Source organism: Streptococcus sp. 1621 (genome assembly GCF_013276615.1).
GTDB lineage: Bacteria > Bacillota > Bacilli > Lactobacillales > Streptococcaceae > Streptococcus.
Genome location: NZ_VMLJ01000019.1, coordinates 17324 through 33554 on the forward strand (window position 1 = coordinate 17324; position 16231 = coordinate 33554).

Below are 16231 nucleotides of genomic sequence, written 5' to 3' on the forward strand. Positions count from 1 at the left end.
ATTTTGAGAATGAAAGTTTATAAACACTGGTTATAAAAAAACAAAGGATTTCTGCCTTTCATACAGTCCTCCCTTGTTTTTATGCGATTTCAATTTTAAATTTTTCTGTAAAAAATATTTATAGTAATTCCACACAGAAAGCATCCCATGGAGCTAAGATTTGTTTTTCAAAGGCTTCTTGAGCCGTGGTGTTTTCAATCAAGACAGATTTGACTGTTCCTTCTACTGTTAAGTCTTGCTCTTCATTGGACAAGTTGGCCACAACTAGAAAACGACGGTCGCCATCTTTACGGATATAAGCAAAGACCTTGTCAGCCGTGTCAAGTAATTCAAAGTCAGCTCGAATCAGCAAGCTATTTTCCTTACGGATTTGAACCAGTTTCTGATAGGTATAGAAAATAGAATCTGGATTTGCTAGCGCTTCTTGAACGTTGATTGCTTGATAGTTTGGATTCACTGCCAACCAAGGTTGACCTGTTGAGAAACCAGCGTTTTTGCTCTCGTCCCATTGCATAGGGGTACGGGTATTGTCACGTCCAATGACACGGATACTGTCCATGATTTCTTCCATCGGAACGCCTTTTTCAAGAGCCTCACGCGCATAGTTGAGGGATTCAATATCTTCTACTTGATCTAGCGTTTCAAACGGATAGTTGGTCATCCCAATTTCCTCACCTTGATAGATATAAGGAGTCCCTCTCATAAGATGAAGCAAGATTGCAAAGGCTTTGGCAGATTTTTCTCGGTATTCTTGGTCATTTCCCCAGATTGAGACGATACGAGGGAGGTCATGGTTGTTCCAGAAGAGGGAATTCCAGCCGTCCTCAACGCCTAACTCTGTCTGCCATTTGTTGAAGATTTCTTTTAACTTAGGAATATTCAGTTCTTTTTGATAGTGCCACTTAGGCTGACCTTCCTGATACTGAAGACCGATATGTTCAAAATGGAAGACCATAGACAATTCTTGCCCCTTTGGATCAGAGTAGAGCTTGGCAATCTCTGGCGTTGCTCCCCAGGTTTCCCCTACTGTCAAGAGATTCTTATCTCCAAAGGTGGCCTGATTCATTTCCTTGAGATAGGGGTGAAGCATAGGACCATTATTGACTACTTTCTCGTCAGGAATTTTCCCAATCATATCAATAACATCCATACGGAAACCGCCAATCCCTTTATCAATCCAGAAGTTCATCATCTCATAAATTTTCTGGCGAAGTTTTTCATTTTCCCAGTTAAGATCCGGCTGTTTCTTACTGAAAAAGTGAAGATAGTATTGACCTGATTTTTCATCGTATTCCCAAGCAGAACCACTAAAGATAGAATCTAGGTCATTAGGCTCATCTCGCCAGATATAGTAATCTCGCTCAGGGCTGTCAGGATTTTCACAGGCCTCAACAAACCAGGCATGTTCATCCGAAGTATGATTGACCACCAAGTCCATGATGATACGAATATCACGTTTCTTAGCTTCCTCAATCAGCTCATCCATGTCCTCCATGGTCCCGAAAATAGCTGCAATCGCTTGATAATCAGCAATATCATAACCATTATCATCCATAGGACTTTCATAAACTGGAGAAAGCCAAATCGCTGTGATTCCTAACTTAGCTAGATAGTCCAACTTACTGGTAATACCTGGCAAATCGCCAATTCCATCTCCATTGCTATCCATAAAACTCTTAGGATAGACTTGATAGACTACGGCATTGTGCCACCATTTTTCTTGCATTTTCTTACCTCATTATTTTAATAATCTACAGTCTATGATAGCGCTTTTCAGAGTTTTGTGCAAGCGTTTGCCTAATCTTTTTGATTTCTTTTTTAACTCCATAGTTTCCTAACTTCCAATTTTTTATTATAATAGAGGTCAGAGGTAAAAAAATGAAAAAACAAGCTTTTAGTTCTGAAAACTATTTGAATCTACAACGCGACCACATTTTGGAACGCATTAACCAATTTGACGGCAAGCTCTACTTGGAGTTTGGTGGCAAAATGTTAGAAGATTTCCACGCTGCTCGTGTCCTTCCTGGTTATGAACCTGACAACAAAATCAAGCTCTTGCAGGAATTGAAAGAGCAAGTCGAAGTTGTGATTGCCATTAACGCTAGCAACATCGAGCATTCCAAAGCCCGTGGTGACTTGGGCATTTCTTATGACCAAGAAGTTCTCCGTTTGATTGACAAATTCAATGAACTGGGAATTTTTGTCGGCTCAGTGGTCATTACACAGTACGCTGGCCAACCAGCTGCAGATGCCTTCCGCAACCAACTTGAGAAAAACGGAATTGATTCTTATCTTCATTATCCAATCAAAGGATATCCGACGGATATGGATCACATCATTTCTCCAGAAGGCATGGGAAAAAATGACTACATCAAAACCAGTCGCAACTTGATTGTCGTAACCGCTCCTGGACCTGGTTCTGGAAAATTGGCAACCTGTATGTCCAATATGTACCACGACCAAATCAATGGCATCAAGTCTGGCTACGCTAAGTTTGAAACCTTCCCAGTTTGGAATCTTCCTCTTCATCACCCAGTCAATTTGGCCTACGAGGCTGCCACAGCTGACCTTGACGATGTCAACATGATTGACCCCTTCCATCTCCAAACTTACGGAGAAACCACTGTCAACTACAACCGTGATATTGAAATTTTCCCAGTTCTCAAACGCATGTTAGAACGTATCCTAGGAGAGTCTCCATACGCTTCTCCAACAGACATGGGTGTCAACATGGTTGGTTTCGCTATCACAGATAACGAGGCTGCCATTGAAGCCTCTAAACAAGAAATCATCCGTCGCTACTATCAGACTGTCCTTGATTTCAAAGCCGAAAAAGTGGGCGAATCTGCTGTCAAGAAAATCGAGTTGCTCATGAACGACCTCGGCATCACACCTGCAGACCGCAAGGTTGCTGTCGTTGCCCGTCAAAAGGCAGAAGAAACTGGCGGACCAGCCCTAGCACTTGAATTGCCTAGCGGGGAAATTGTCACTGGTAAGAACTCAGAACTCTTTGGCCCTACAGCAGCTGCCTTGATCAACGCCATCAAGAAATCAGCTGACATTGCTAAAGAAGTAAAACTAATCGAACCTGAAGTTGTTAAGCCAATCCAAGGTCTTAAAATCGATCATCTGGGTAGCCGCAATCCACGCCTGCATTCAAATGAAATCCTGATTGCACTTGCCATCACAGCTACAGAAAATCCTGATGCTGCTCGTGCTATGGAAGAACTTGGCAACCTCAAAGGAAGCGAAGCCCACTCAACCATCATCTTGACAGATGAAGACAAGAATGTCCTTCGTAAATTGGGTATCAACGTAACCTTTGACCCATACTACCAATACGACCGCTTGTATCGTAAGTAACGATTTGAACCTCTCCACCCTCGGAGAGGTTTTCTCTCTGTCTCAGGAGCAACCTTTATGATATAATGAAAGAAGAAAACTGAAAGGATTTACCATGTCAAAAGAAGTTATTGTCGAAAGTTTTGAACTTGACCACACCATTGTTAAAGCACCTTACGTTCGCTTGATTGGGGAAGAAACAGGGCCAAAGGGAGACATCATCTCCAATTATGATATTCGCTTGGTGCAACCAAACGAAGACTCTATCCCTACTGCCGGCCTTCACACTATCGAGCACCTCTTAGCCAAACTCATCCGTACCCGCATCGACGGCATGATTGACTGTTCACCATTTGGTTGCCGCACAGGCTTCCACATGATTATGTGGGGGCGTCATACCAGCGCTGAAATTGCAGCAGTTATCAAGGATTCGCTCAAGGAAATCACTGAAACTACTACTTGGGAAGACGTCCCTGGAACAACCATCGAATCTTGCGGAAACTACAAGGATCACAGTCTCTTTTCTGCTAAAGAATGGGCTAAACTCATCCTAGAACAAGGTATTTCAGATGATGCCTTTGAGCGTCATGTGATTTAAATGTAAAAAAGGAACCAGTTTTTTTCAGCTGGCTCCTTCTTTTTATTCTCAAAATCTTGGCTTATACTCAATGAAAATCAAAAAGCAAACTAGGAAGCTAGCCACAGACAGTACTTGAGTACGGCAAGGCGAAGCTGACGTGGTTTGAATTTGATTTTCGAAGAGTATTAGGCTTTTTCACGAATGACCAAAACACCATCTTCCATATCTGCTTCCAGATGTTTAGCATCTAGGTGATCCAAGTGGAAGTCTGTCACCTTATCCCGAATTTCTTGTTCAACCACGCGACGGAGCGGACGAACACCCATGACTTCGTCATAACCTTCTTCTGTGATATAGTCCTTAGCTGCTTGACTGACTACCAAGTCAATGTCTTTCTTAGCCAAGGTTTGGTTGACTTCAGCCAACATTAAATCCACAATCTTAGAAAGGTCTTCCTTCGTCAAGTGCGAGAACTCGATAACTGCATTAAAGCGGTTGAGGAATTCTGGACGGAAGAAGGGTTTCAAACGGTCCATCAATTCTGGTTTGTCCGCATCTTCTGTCAAGTTAGCTTCATAGCCAAAACCAGCATTTGATGTTGCGATAATGACTGTGTTTTTAAAGTTAACGGTATTTCCTTGACCATCTGTCAAACGACCATCATCCAATACTTGGAGGAGAAGGGTAATGACTTGAGGATCAGCCTTTTCAATTTCATCCAAGAGAATGATAGAGTATGGATTGCGACGAACACGTTCTGTCAAGGTATTGCTATTGTCATCATAACCCACATAACCTGCTGTGGTACCAATCAGCTTAGAAACTGCTGTGCGGTCACTGTATTCAGACATATCCAAACGGATGATGGCGTCCTTAGTTCCAAACATATCCAGCGCCAATTGCTTAGCAAGTTCTGTCTTACCAACCCCAGTTGGTCCTACAAAGAGGAAGCTGCCGATTGGGCGATTACCTTCATCAAAACCAGCACGGTTACGACGGATAGCACGGGCCACTGCTTCTACTGCCTTATCTTGACCGATTACCTTATCTTGCAAGCGATGAGCCATATCTTTCAAACGCTCGATGTCTGATGCTCCCATTTGCGATACTGGAATACCCGTCATACGTTCTACAGATTCAGCCACATCGTTGACACTTGCAGTCACTTTCATATCTTCTGTGTGGTTTTCGATTTTCTTTTCCAATTCTGCGATGCGTGTTTTATAGTTTAGAGCTGCTTCAAAATCTTCTGCCTCAACTGCTTTTTCTTGCTTGTCTTTTTCTGCCTCGATTTCACGTTCAACAGCATGCACATCTGTTACAGGATGCTGAGCTGCCAAGTGAGCAGCCGTTACATCGACAAGGTCGATAGCCTTATCTGGCAAGCTACGTTGAGGAATATACTGAACAGAATAATCCACCGCTGCTTTCAAGACTTCGTCTGGCAAGATGACATTGTGGTGTTGTTGATAGAGGTCACGAATTCCTTGAAGAATTTTAAAGGTATCCTCTGCTGAAGGAGCATTGACCTTGACTTCGTTGAAACGACGAGCAAGAGCTGCATTCTTCAAGATGGTGTTACGGTATTCATCTTGAGTCGTTGCCCCAATCACTGTCAATTCTCCACGAGAGAGGGCTGGCTTGAGAATATCCGCAAGCCCTTTAGAACCACTGTCTCCACCCGTACTACCTGCACCGAGGATTTGGTGAATTTCATCAAAGAAGAGGATAATATTCCCTGCTTCTTTCACTTCATTGACTAGGTTTTGGACATTTTCTTCAAAGCTACCACGATATTGAGTCCCAGCCTCAAGACCTGAGATGTCAATGGAAATAATTTCCTTGTTCTTGATAGCAGCAGGAACATCACCATTCACAATAGCTTGTGCTAAACCTTCGACAACGGCTGTCTTACCAACACCTGCATCTCCGACAAGTACAGGATTGTTTTTAGTACGGCGTGAGAGGATTTCAGATGTTTCTTGAATTTCCTCGTTTCGTCCGATAACAGGATCCAACTTGCCCTCGCGAGCTTCTGCTGTCAAGTTTCGACCTAGTTTAGCAAGGACACCGTCTTGTTTCATACCTGACGTATGTTGTGGCATTTGGCCATCAACTTCTGCATTTCCTGGTAATTGACCAGTCGCACGATAGTGAGTAAATTCCTCAGGTGTGACTTCACGTCCATTAATCAAGTAACGACGATTTTCAGAACTGTATCCGCGCATACCACCCATCAATTGGTTAAATAAATCATCCATGTTGTTAAAATTATTAAAGTTGTTGTTCATATTCTTTACCTCTTTTTGTTTACTTAGTTATGATTACTGATATTGACTATCTTTGACCTTTGTTTTAAAAAATTTAGACTAGCTAAATCGCTACTCTAGGTACTATTTCTGGTTTTTCTTTTTCAAGCAGGAGTAGACTATCTTTACTTCTGAAGATTTCTAGATTAAACATAGACCCCACCTCTTTCTATTTTACTTTAAATAAGTGTTCGAGTAAGGCTTTCATTTACCTTACGTTCATAATATACTACATTAGTCAGAAAAGGTCAAGGGATTTGACTTTAATTGACCAATATTTTTTATACTTTTCGAAAATCTCCTCAAACCACATCAGCTTCGCCTTATCTACAACCTCAAAACAGGGTTTTGATAACCTACGACTAGCTTCCTAGTTTGCTCTTGATTTTCATTGAACATAAGTGTTCACGTAAGGCTTTCATTTACCTTACATTCATGATATACTACATTGGTCAGAAAAGGTCAAGATATTTGACTTTAACTGACCAATATTTTTTTACACTCTTCAAACCACATCAGCTCCGCCTTATCTACAACCTCAAAACCGTGTTTTGAGCTGCCTAAAGCTAGCTTCCTAGTTTGCTCTTGATTTTCATTAAGCATAAGTGTTCACGTAAGGCTTTCATTTACCTTACGTTCATAATATACTACATTAGTCAGAAAAGGTCAAGGGTTTTGACTTTAATTGACCAATATTTTTTAAACAGCAAAAACACCCTGAAACATCAGGGTGCCATTCTTACATCAAATACAAAATTGCGAGGGTCAGGAGACTTGCTAGAAGCCCAACTCCCCAAAAGAAGAAGTCAACCTTCCACTCGCTCCAAGGATTTCCTTTACCAGACAATCCTCCAAGCTCAAAATGGTGATGCACAGGCGTCATACGGAAAATACGTTTACCACCTGTCAGTTTGAAATAACTGACTTGCATCATGACCGAAGTTGTTTCAAAGACATAAACAATTCCGATAATCAAGAGAGTCCATTCTTGGTGGAGGGCCATAGAAATAGCTGCCAACATTCCACCTAGGGCCAAACTTCCCACATCTCCCATAAAGACCTTGGCCGGCTTATGGTTAAAGACGAAGAAACCGAGTAAACCACCAATCATGGCAAAAATCACCAGGAGAATATCCATCTGGCCTTGCACATAGGCAATAACTCCATAGGCAGACAAACTAATCGCCACTGAAATACTAGCCAGACCGTCAATTCCGTCTGTCAAGTTGACTGCATTTGAAAAACCGACTAGCCAGAAAAGGGCGAAGAAAATATAGAAAATCCCCAGATGCACTTGGTAACCAAAGACTGAAAGCATATCGCCCCCACGCTCATAGAAAAGATAGAAGATAACTCCACCTAGAAGCTGAAGAGCCAATTTTTGCTTAGGATTCAGCCCCTCATTGATTTTGCGAAAAACCTTGAGAAAGTCATCTAAAAATCCGACCAAGCCATACAAGACCAAGATGAACAAAATCATTCCCACATTATTGCTGAATTGGCTACTAAATAGGGCAAAAAAGAAAGCAACTAAAACAGAAGCAATTAAGAAAACCAAACCTCCCATTGTAGGAGTCCCAGCTTTTGCCTGGTGCTGTTTGACATCCTCATGCATCTGCTGGCCTGTAATTTGCGCCTTTCTATAAAATTGGATAAAGGCCGGAATTCCTACTAAAGTTAGTAAAAATGTCACAATTCCAGCACTGATGGAAATAAACATATTAGTCTCCTAAAGTTAATTTAATTTTTTTAATGTTTTTGATAGCTGTATTAGTCCGAACATCTTGCTTCTGAACGATGGAACCTGAACCTTCAAATTCCAGTTCAATATCCAACCATTTAGCAAAGGCCTCGGCAGTCTCTTTTTTCCAGCCATACATGTCTGGAATTTCTTCCACCTTATCCGATAAAAGGAGAACTTGTTGGTTTGGTGCAAGATTTTTTCCTTCTTCTACAGAAGTCTCTTTAATCTTTGTTCCAGTACCTACAACGATGGGTTGCACAATATTTCGGCGTAAGGCCTCCGCCAACTCACCAGGTGAAATATCCTTGATGCTAGGCATTGCATAAGAAGATTCTGTCGTCACTTGATCTAAATTTTTAGCAGGAGATTGAAGATTGAGAGATTCTTTCATAGCTGAAGCCCGCTCCAAGATTGGGTTGGCAAATTCTCCCAATTGGATACCTGAATAATGTTCAGGCTGTTGAACCGTTACATACAAGATAAAATCAGGATTTTCAGCCGGATTCATCGATACAGCCGAGAAAATATAGTTGGTTAACCCGACTAGATAACCACCATTTTTCTCGTCAGCAATCTGAGCCGTACCAGACTTGAGGGCTACATTTTGCCCAGGAACAGTTACAGTTGGCTTGCCTGTGCTGTGGTTATACATGGTTCCATAAACCGGATCCGTCCCTACCAAGACCATGTGAGTACGAGTTTGGCTAGCTGCATCTTTGGAAACAGGATTTCCTACAATCTCTTTTTGAGATTTCCGAACAGATTGGTCATTTGGGTCATACAAGGCACTGATAAATTTAGGTTCTAGCATGACTCCATCGTTGGCAATAGCCGTGAAGGCACGAATCATTTGCGTCTGGGTCACTGAAATCCCTTGTCCAAATGAACTCTGAGCAATATTGACGATATTGTCAGCCGGAAGTTGACCTGCATATTCATCCGTCAAGCCAAAACGAGTCGGAACACCAAATTTAAAGCGACTTAGATAATCCAGCCAGGTAGCATCTCCCATCTTTTGCTCAAGAAGCGTCATCCCAACGTTACTTGAGTGCGCAAACCCTTGAGAAAAGGTCATCATTCCTCCGACAGTTAATCCTTCATTGACATCCCAATCTCGGGTAGTAGTATCTGCTACTTTTAACTCACTACTATTGAAAACTTCTCCTCCTGGGAAAGTATTATTATCAATAGCAGCAGCGAGCGTCATGACCTTCATGGCTGACCCTGGCTCATAGTTACTTTGATAAAGGATATCACGCCAAACAAAGTCCTTGGTAAGTCCTTCCTTAGTATCGGCATCAAAGGTTGGTCTCTGCGTCGTTGCAAGAATTTCCCCCGTTTTAGCACTAACCAAAGTCGCTGTCATGTACTTTCCTTTTACCTTCTCTTGAAAAGCATCCATCTGGGTTTCCATAAAGGACTGGAGGGTGCTGGAAATAGTCGTATAAACATCCTTGCCATCTACCGTCTGTTGGGAAACTTGTTCTGTTCCAGGTACAATATTACCCAGACGATCCTTTTCATAGGTAATAATACCATCTTTCCCTGCAAGAATACTGTTCAAGGAACTCTCCATCCCAGAGGTTCCCAGCAAGCTCTTGCTGCCATCTTCATTTTCATGGAGCTGAGCTAGTCCGATAAAACTAGAAGCAAATTGTCCGTTTGGGTAACTACGATTGGGACTGGTTGTAAAATCAATCCCCTTGACCTCTGCAGTTTCCAACTCTTTTTTGATAGACATCATATTGGCATAGGTAATCCCATTGCCCTTTGCTCCAAAGGAAACTTGCTTGAGATTAGGTTGCGAGAGTTGCTCTCTTACATAGGATTCTTCCATGTCCAGATACTTATGAAAGACCTCTGCAACCTTGTTAAATTGTGTTTTTTCTACGTAAAGAATCTTACCCGTTGCTGACTTATAGTTCTCATCAATAACCGCATAGACATTATAGGAGGTTGCATCCTCAGCAATTGGGACTCCATTTCGGTCATAAATAGTCCCACGTTTGGCAGGAACTATACGGGTGGTTTGATGAACCTTCTTAGCTTCCTTCGCTAAATCTGTTCCAAAGCGAGTGCCCGTCCCAATAATGACTGCAAAATTGACTAAAAAAACGGCAAAAACAAAGACAGATAATAAACTCAGACTTTTTCCAACTCTGCGTCTGTTTTCAGCCGGCGATTTCCGATTTTTCGTCGCATAACGGATTACTCTTTTTGTCCACTTCATATCTTACTCCGCTATTCGAATATTTTCATTGTTTAATTGCAAATCGTGTGAATTGGCAATCTCTTTCAAACGTTCTGCACGTAATAGTTCATTGACCTCTTGCTTGGCATCGTCCAATTTGGTCTTCTTTTCCTCTATCTGCGCATTGATTTTTGTCAAATCATTCTGCACTTGCAAGAGCTTGGTCTGCATAAAAATAATACTAATGGCTACAATAAGAGTGGTTACAGCAATGGAAAAGTAAAAAGCTTTTTCCACACGCGAAAACCGTTTAAGTTGCATCTGTAGTATTTGACCTGTTTTTTCCATTCTTTCTGCCATCTTTTTCCCTCTTACTTGTGAATTTTTCTGGCCACGCGCAACTTGGCTGAGTGCGAGCGGTTATTGGCTTCTAATTCTTCTGCACTTGGCAAGATTGGCTTACGGGACACCAATTCCATCTTAGGCTTGAGATCATCTGGGATGAAGGGCAAACCTTTGGGAACTTCAACCGTTGAAGCTTCCTTGAACAATTGCTTGGTCAAGCGGTCTTCTAAGGAATGAAAGGTAATCACTGAAATTCTACCATCCAGAGCCAACATATCCATAGCCTGCTGGACGGACTCATCTGCCGCTCCCAGTTCATCATTGACTTCAATTCGAATAGCCTGGAAAATCTGCTTGGCAGGATGGCCCTTCTTCTTGAGCTCCTTGGCAGGTTTGGCCGACTTGATAATTTCTGCCAGCTCAGTCGTTGTCTCGATTGGCTTGACTTCCCGAGTTTGTTCAATCTTACGCGCAATCTGTTTAGAGAATTTGTCCTCTCCATACTTGAAGAAAATACGAACCAAGTCATGATAGTCATAACTGTTAACCACTTCATAGGCTGTCAGACTAGCATCCTGATTCATGCGCATGTCCAGTGGCGCATCCTTTTTATAAGAAAAACCACGCTCACGCTGGTCCAATTGAGGACTAGACACTCCCAAGTCATAACAAATTCCATCAATTTCCTGAACACCAGCTTCGCGCAAACGTGCCTGTAAATGACGGAAATTATCCTTGATAAAGGTCACCATTCCCTTTTCAATGTAAGGTGCCAAGCGTTTTTGCGCATTGTCAATGGCATTCTGGTCCTGGTCAAAGGCATAGAGATGACCTTTTTCACTTAATTTACTTAATAAATACTCGCTATGGCCTGCTCCACCCAAAGTCGCATCAACGTAGATACCGTCGGGCTTTACGTCAAGCATATCAATCGTTTCGTGGAGTAAGACCGTTACATGATGAAATTCTTTTGTCATATCTTATCTATTTTACCACAAATCCGACCAGCTTGCACTAGTCAGACAAATCGGACAAGGAGACTACTATTTCTTCAAAAAATATGTCAAAAATACTTGACACTTCATATTTAAAAGACTATAATATAGTCAAATATATACGACACAAATCAGAAAGGAGACCAGATGAATCGTGTGAAAGAATTTCGCAAGGAATTGGGTATTTCCCAGCTAGAGCTAGCCAAGGATATCGGTGTCTCGAGACAGACCATCAATATGATTGAGAACGACAAGTACAATCCAACCCTGGAACTCTGTCTCAATCTCGCCCGCAGCCTCCAAACTGACCTCAACAGTCTCTTTTGGGAGGAAGATTTTTAAAAAAGGAGCAAACTCATGAAAAAAGAAACCTTCACGGAAAAACTGATCAAACGCATTTATGGCATTTCAGGACCACTTGATGAACACAAACGACGCGAGGCTGATCGTATCGGCAATCAAGTCTTTATCATCCTCTTTTATCTGATGACATTTGGAAATCTCATCCCCTTTGTCCTCGCTTATAAATACCCGCAAATTATCGCTATCGGCTATCCTATTGTGGTATTCGGCATTTCGATGATTTCTGCTCTCTATGTGCTCTCCCAAACCAAAAAAACAGGGATTACAGCTATTGATCCAGATATGCTGAGTGAGAAAGAAAGTAAGCAACTACATTACCCTGGTCTGAAAGCTGGAATAGTCTATGGATTAATGAGTTTTTTTACAACCCCTCTTCTCCATATACTGCTAGGTGAGAGTCAGGACTATCTTCAGTCACTTCTCGCTTTTAAAAATATTTTTTCAAGTATTCTCCAGTCTTTCTTCTTCGGAGTGATTATACAAATTATCATCTCCCGTCGCATTGCAAAAACTAAGAAAGATCCGGATGAGGATTAGGAGGAAACTATGAAAAAAGAAAAGAAACAGTTACGTTATCCTGGTCTGAAAGCAGGTTCGATTTATGGAACAGTGATATTTTTTATAATTCCACTCATTGATACCCTAACAAGTGAAAATCCAAATTTTATCAGTTCTCTTCTAAATACAAAACATATTTTTAAAACTATACTGGGAGCTTTCTTTTTCGGAGTGATGATACATATTGTCGACTCACTTCGTATTGCAAGAGCTAAAAAAGACCAGGATTAAGAGGTGCCCTATGAAATCATTACTAACTTTACTTACCTATCATCTTTTGTTCAGTTCTCTGCTCATCTTCATCATCGTTTCAGGGAACTTAATCAGAGAGATATTCCTCGTGCTAGTCTTTGTTCCAGCCCTTAACAAAGGACTGACTTATCTAAAGATTGACTCCCAAAAAACACGCATACTCAACTTAGCACTATGCTTTATGATTCTATCTTTACCACAACTGATGCTCATCTCAAGCGATTGGAAATATTATTTACTGCTGACTATCGCTAGCCTTTCTTCTATCACTTATCTTTATTATCTCTATCAATTCGTAAAAGAAAATCAGTAAAACTGCTCATTTAGGAGGTTACTAGTATGAAAAAAGATGACTTAACCACTCGCTTACTTCGAAATCTCTTTCACATCCAAGGCCCTTTTGATGAATGCAGACAAGAGATTATCTACAAAGCTTGTGCCCGTTCTATGGTTCAAATCGTTTATTCTTCCTTCTTCCTCTTCTTGTTTTATCTGTTATTTGGACGCTTCATAGAGGCCGTTCGCTATGCCATGCCCTACCTTTACTCTGGACTCATTTTTTTCATTACTTTAAAAACTCAAAGAGCCGTCAAAGAACTCCATCTTGAAAAAGATGACAAGTCAGAAATCATCCTCAAAACCTACAGCAAAGCCCAAATCAAATTTCGAAGCTGGGTTGTGTTTATCGGTCTTCAGATTGGCTTCTTTACCCTACTCATCTTTCATAAAGTCTTCGTTCAGCAGATGTCCTTTTCAGATTTTGTGAAGCTCCTCATGCAATTTGATAAAAGTGGTCCTTTCCTAATGTATGGCCTGATTATCGGTAGCATTTTCGGAACCCTGACCTACGGCTTTCTATCCCTACAGGAGGAGAAAACTCCTAAAAATACCAAACAGAAGGAGAAAAGCAAGCAATGACTTCACTTTATGATTTTTCCGTTTTAGACCAAAACAACCAATCAACTCCCTTGGAGAGCTATCGTGAGAAAGTTCTCTTGGTTGTCAATACTGCTACTGGATGTGGTTTAACGCCCCAGTACCAAGGACTTCAAGAACTCTATGATCGCTATCAAGAACAAGGTTTTGAGATTTTAGACTTCCCTTGCAATCAGTTTATGGGACAAGCACCAGGTAGCGCAGAGGAAATCAACGCCTTCTGTAGCCTACACTATCAAACCACTTTCCCACGTTTTGCCAAGATCAAGGTCAACGGTAAGGAGGCAGATCCCCTCTATGTTTGGTTGAAAGACCAGAAATCTGGCCCACTAGGAAAACGAATTGAATGGAATTTCGCTAAATTTCTCATCGGTCGTGATGGGCAAGTCTTTGAACGCTTCTCTTCAAAAACAGACCCAAAACAAATTGAAGAGGCAATACAAAAACTACTATAATTCACAATCTCACTATGATTAGGTTTCTTTAGCCTAAGAATAGTGAGATTTTTTGATTGGCTTTGACTTATACTCTTCGAAAATCTCTTCAAACCGCGTCAACGTTGCCTTGCCATATATATTTCGTCAGTTTCATCTACAACCTCAAAACAGTGTTTTGAGCAACCTGCGGCTAGTTTCCTAGTTTGATTTTTGATTTTCATTGAGTATTAAATAGAAAAGTGGACAAATGTCTACTAGGAATATCATAAACATCGTGAGTTTTAATCAAACTAAAAGGACTTAGCCCTGTACAATACAGAACTAAATCCTTTGAATAAATAATTGATCTAACTTTTAGAATCCCTACAGAAATTCCAGTTTTTCTCTATTTGATACCAGACATTAGTTTTTCAATACGTGGAACGTAGAAGAGTAAGATAATACTGAATACAATCGTAATTCCTCCAACAATTCCATAGTAAGCAACTTCAGTTTCGCTTGTATAAAATTTTACAATTTGAGCATTGATAGCTTGGGCAGCAGCATCGCTCAAGAACCAGATAGACATCATTTGTGCTTGAAAGGACTTTGGTGCTAGCTTATTAGTGACTGATAGACCAATCGGCGAAATCAACATTTCACCCACAATCACAATAGCCCAACTCATAATCAACCAGAAAGGACTGACCTTAGCATCTGTCCCAAAGAACATCCCTGGTAACATCATCCACAAGAAAGATAAACCTGCCGCAAATAAACCGTAAGCAAATTTCTTAGAAGAGGACGGTTGCTTTTTACCCATTTTCCCCCACAACCACGCAAAAATTGGCACATAAATCATAATGAAAAGTGGATTGATACTTTGGAAAAAGCTAGATGGGAAATGAATCTGATTCCCAAATACATTAATGTAAAGTCGAGTTTGATCATCCGCAAATAGAGCGAGAACAACAGAACCCTGCTCCTCAATCGACCAGAAGAGTACTCCAGCGATAAATAGAGGAATGTAGGCAAATACTCGGGATCTCTCAGTAGCAGTTATTTTCTGACTAGATAAAATCTTAAAGAAATAGTAGATTGGAATGATTACCGCAATCACTGTAAAGATATTAACAATCATATCCACGTTAAACTGGTGAATTAAGACTAAGCCTATAACCACGAGAATAACTATGACAAGTGTAATCAGCAAGCGTTTAATCAAGGTCTGCTGGTCCTTCTGTGAAAGTGGATCAGTAGGGTAAAGACTTGATTCAGGCAGGTATTTCTTCCCATCTAAAACATACTTCACCAGACCAAAGAACATCCCAACGGCAGCTAATGAGAAACCTAGATGGAAATTGACTTCCTGACCTAGATAACCCACTAGATAAGGGGCAACGAAGGCACCTAAGTTAATACCAAAGACAAAGATACTAAAACCTGCATCCCGTCTATCATCCTCTTTCTCATAAATTCCCCCAACCATATCTGAGATATTGGGTTTTAAAAATCCAGTTCCTAAGATAATCAAGGCAATAGAAAGATAGAGAGCCACTTGTCCAAAAGGTGTTGCCAAAGCAATATGCCCTAGCATAATCAGAATCCCACCGTAAAAGACGGTCTTACGGCTTCCTAAAATACGGTCACTGACAAAACCACCGATAACCGCGGACAAAAATACCAGCGAGCCATAAATCGCCATAATCGATGCAGCCGTGGTCTTATCCATCCCCAACCCACCATCTTGCACACTATAGTACATATAGTAAAGTAGGATAGCTCGCATCCCATAGTAAGAAAAGCGCTCCCACATCTCTGTGAAGAAGAGGGTGGACAAACCAATAGGATGTCCAAAAAATGTTTTCTGTTTTTCCATATATATTCTCCTTTAACGATATAATAATTCATTTTACAGAATTTTCAAATAAATGTCAAACAAATCCTGTTTGTTTTAGAAAATTTTTTGAAAAAATCTAACGTCTCATACTTAATTCCACCATAAAAATCCATTTCAGACTAACTTCCACTTCGGTCAGGCAAGTGGAAGTTACTTTGAAAAATCACCTCTAAAAATTTGCTCTTATTTAGTTGAAAAATGTTTTAAACCTTGAAATATATTTATCCTTTTCTCTTCAATAAACAAAAAATCCCTATGACAAACTTGTAATTACTAAAATACAAGTCATACTCAATGAAA

At 40.8% G+C, this 16231-nt stretch carries 15 protein-coding genes; 8 read left to right on the plus strand and 7 right to left on the minus strand.

Going from position 1 to position 16231, the window contains the following annotated elements; translation table 11 throughout:
* Positions 1 to 118: 118 nt before the first annotated feature.
* Positions 119 to 1726, minus strand: a complete 1608-nt coding sequence (locus HT697_RS04870) for an alpha-glucosidase (RefSeq protein ID WP_173262403.1) — start codon at positions 1724 to 1726, stop codon at positions 119 to 121.
* Positions 1727 to 1878: 152 nt separating this feature from the next.
* Between HT697_RS04870 and HT697_RS04875 the strand changes: the two genes are divergently transcribed.
* A complete protein-coding gene (locus HT697_RS04875) occupies positions 1879 to 3363 on the plus strand; it encodes a DUF1846 domain-containing protein (RefSeq protein WP_050271154.1) in 1485 nt (494 codons plus the stop codon).
* 94 nt (positions 3364 to 3457) lie between these two features.
* On the plus strand, positions 3458 to 3940 hold the full coding sequence (locus tag HT697_RS04880) for an S-ribosylhomocysteine lyase (RefSeq protein WP_164226660.1): 483 nt from the start codon (positions 3458 to 3460) through the stop codon (positions 3938 to 3940).
* Between the two features lie 167 nt (positions 3941 to 4107).
* Here HT697_RS04880 and HT697_RS04885 read toward each other — a convergent pair whose 3' ends face one another.
* The 5 genes from HT697_RS04885 to rsmH form a co-directional block, all read right to left on the minus strand.
* Complete coding sequence (locus tag HT697_RS04885) at positions 4108 to 6213, minus strand: ATP-dependent Clp protease ATP-binding subunit (protein ID WP_173262406.1); 2106 nt, start codon at positions 6211 to 6213, stop codon at positions 4108 to 4110.
* Positions 6214 to 6970: 757 nt separating this feature from the next.
* Positions 6971 to 7951, minus strand: coding sequence for a phospho-N-acetylmuramoyl-pentapeptide-transferase (gene mraY, locus HT697_RS04890; protein ID WP_173262410.1), 981 nt, complete (start codon positions 7949 to 7951; stop codon positions 6971 to 6973).
* A gap of 1 nt (position 7952) precedes the next feature.
* Positions 7953 to 10205 (minus strand): penicillin-binding protein PBP2X, encoded by a 2253-nt coding sequence (pbp2X, locus tag HT697_RS04895; RefSeq protein WP_173262413.1) that lies wholly within the window; start codon positions 10203 to 10205, stop codon positions 7953 to 7955.
* 3 nt (positions 10206 to 10208) lie between these two features.
* The gene (gene ftsL, locus HT697_RS04900) at positions 10209 to 10526 is read right to left on the minus strand and encodes a cell division protein FtsL (RefSeq protein ID WP_173262417.1); all 318 of its coding nucleotides are present in this window, start codon (positions 10524 to 10526) and stop codon (positions 10209 to 10211) included.
* Between the two features lie 11 nt (positions 10527 to 10537).
* Entirely contained in the window at positions 10538 to 11488 is a 951-nt protein-coding gene (gene rsmH / locus HT697_RS04905; protein WP_050105838.1) for a 16S rRNA (cytosine(1402)-N(4))-methyltransferase RsmH, read from the minus strand.
* A 165-nt stretch (positions 11489 to 11653) separates the two neighbouring features.
* Here rsmH and HT697_RS04910 point away from each other — a divergent pair, with 165 nt between their 5' ends.
* Genes HT697_RS04910 through HT697_RS04930 form a run of 6 tightly spaced genes read left to right on the plus strand, consistent with a single transcriptional unit; the run spans position 11654 to position 14070 of the window.
* On the plus strand, positions 11654 to 11848 hold the full coding sequence (locus tag HT697_RS04910; protein WP_001082472.1) for a helix-turn-helix transcriptional regulator: 195 nt from the start codon (positions 11654 to 11656) through the stop codon (positions 11846 to 11848).
* Between the two features lie 15 nt (positions 11849 to 11863).
* Positions 11864 to 12406 carry a DUF3278 domain-containing protein gene (locus HT697_RS04915; RefSeq protein ID WP_173218008.1) on the plus strand — a complete coding sequence of 181 codons (543 nt, stop codon included), beginning with the start codon at positions 11864 to 11866 and terminating at the stop codon, positions 12404 to 12406.
* 9 nt (positions 12407 to 12415) lie between these two features.
* Positions 12416 to 12658 (plus strand): hypothetical protein, encoded by a 243-nt coding sequence (locus tag HT697_RS04920; protein WP_000711739.1) that lies wholly within the window; start codon positions 12416 to 12418, stop codon positions 12656 to 12658.
* Between the two features lie 10 nt (positions 12659 to 12668).
* Complete coding sequence (locus HT697_RS10305) at positions 12669 to 12992, plus strand: hypothetical protein (RefSeq protein WP_050203691.1); 324 nt, start codon at positions 12669 to 12671, stop codon at positions 12990 to 12992.
* A 26-nt stretch (positions 12993 to 13018) separates the two neighbouring features.
* Positions 13019 to 13597, plus strand: coding sequence for a DUF3278 domain-containing protein (locus HT697_RS04925; protein ID WP_173218010.1), 579 nt, complete (start codon positions 13019 to 13021; stop codon positions 13595 to 13597).
* On the plus strand, positions 13594 to 14070 hold the full coding sequence (locus HT697_RS04930; RefSeq protein WP_173218012.1) for a glutathione peroxidase: 477 nt from the start codon (positions 13594 to 13596) through the stop codon (positions 14068 to 14070). Before HT697_RS04925 ends, HT697_RS04930 begins: the two co-directional genes overlap by 4 nt.
* 367 nt (positions 14071 to 14437) lie before the next feature.
* Here the strand turns inward: HT697_RS04930 and HT697_RS04935 are convergent, their stop codons facing one another.
* A complete protein-coding gene (locus HT697_RS04935) occupies positions 14438 to 15910 on the minus strand; it encodes a peptide MFS transporter (RefSeq protein ID WP_173218014.1) in 1473 nt (490 codons plus the stop codon).
* Positions 15911 to 16231: the final 321 nt, after the last annotated feature.

Excerpts from the sequence above, each read along its gene's own strand:
- HT697_RS04880 (WP_164226660.1), top strand. The coding sequence starts at position 3,458 with ATGTCAAAAGAAGTTATTGTCGAAAGTTTTGAACTTGACCACACCATT.
- HT697_RS04925 (WP_173218010.1), top strand. The coding sequence starts at position 13,019 with ATGAAAAAAGATGACTTAACCACTCGCTTACTTCGAAATCTCTTTCAC.
- rsmH (WP_050105838.1), bottom strand. The coding sequence starts at position 11,488 with ATGACAAAAGAATTTCATCATGTAACGGTCTTACTCCACGAAACGATT.
- ftsL (WP_173262417.1), bottom strand. The coding sequence starts at position 10,526 with ATGGCAGAAAGAATGGAAAAAACAGGTCAAATACTACAGATGCAACTT.
- HT697_RS04910 (WP_001082472.1), top strand. The coding sequence starts at position 11,654 with ATGAATCGTGTGAAAGAATTTCGCAAGGAATTGGGTATTTCCCAGCTA.
- HT697_RS04930 (WP_173218012.1), top strand. The coding sequence starts at position 13,594 with ATGACTTCACTTTATGATTTTTCCGTTTTAGACCAAAACAACCAATCA.
- pbp2X (WP_173262413.1), bottom strand. The coding sequence starts at position 10,205 with ATGAAGTGGACAAAAAGAGTAATCCGTTATGCGACGAAAAATCGGAAA.
- HT697_RS04915 (WP_173218008.1), top strand. The coding sequence starts at position 11,864 with ATGAAAAAAGAAACCTTCACGGAAAAACTGATCAAACGCATTTATGGC.
- HT697_RS04870 (WP_173262403.1), bottom strand. The coding sequence starts at position 1,726 with ATGCAAGAAAAATGGTGGCACAATGCCGTAGTCTATCAAGTCTATCCT.
- HT697_RS04875 (WP_050271154.1), top strand. The coding sequence starts at position 1,879 with ATGAAAAAACAAGCTTTTAGTTCTGAAAACTATTTGAATCTACAACGC.
- HT697_RS10305 (WP_050203691.1), top strand. The coding sequence starts at position 12,669 with ATGAAATCATTACTAACTTTACTTACCTATCATCTTTTGTTCAGTTCT.
- mraY (WP_173262410.1), bottom strand. The coding sequence starts at position 7,951 with ATGTTTATTTCCATCAGTGCTGGAATTGTGACATTTTTACTAACTTTA.
- HT697_RS04920 (WP_000711739.1), top strand. The coding sequence starts at position 12,416 with ATGAAAAAAGAAAAGAAACAGTTACGTTATCCTGGTCTGAAAGCAGGT.
- HT697_RS04885 (WP_173262406.1), bottom strand. The coding sequence starts at position 6,213 with ATGAACAACAACTTTAATAATTTTAACAACATGGATGATTTATTTAAC.
- HT697_RS04935 (WP_173218014.1), bottom strand. The coding sequence starts at position 15,910 with ATGGAAAAACAGAAAACATTTTTTGGACATCCTATTGGTTTGTCCACC.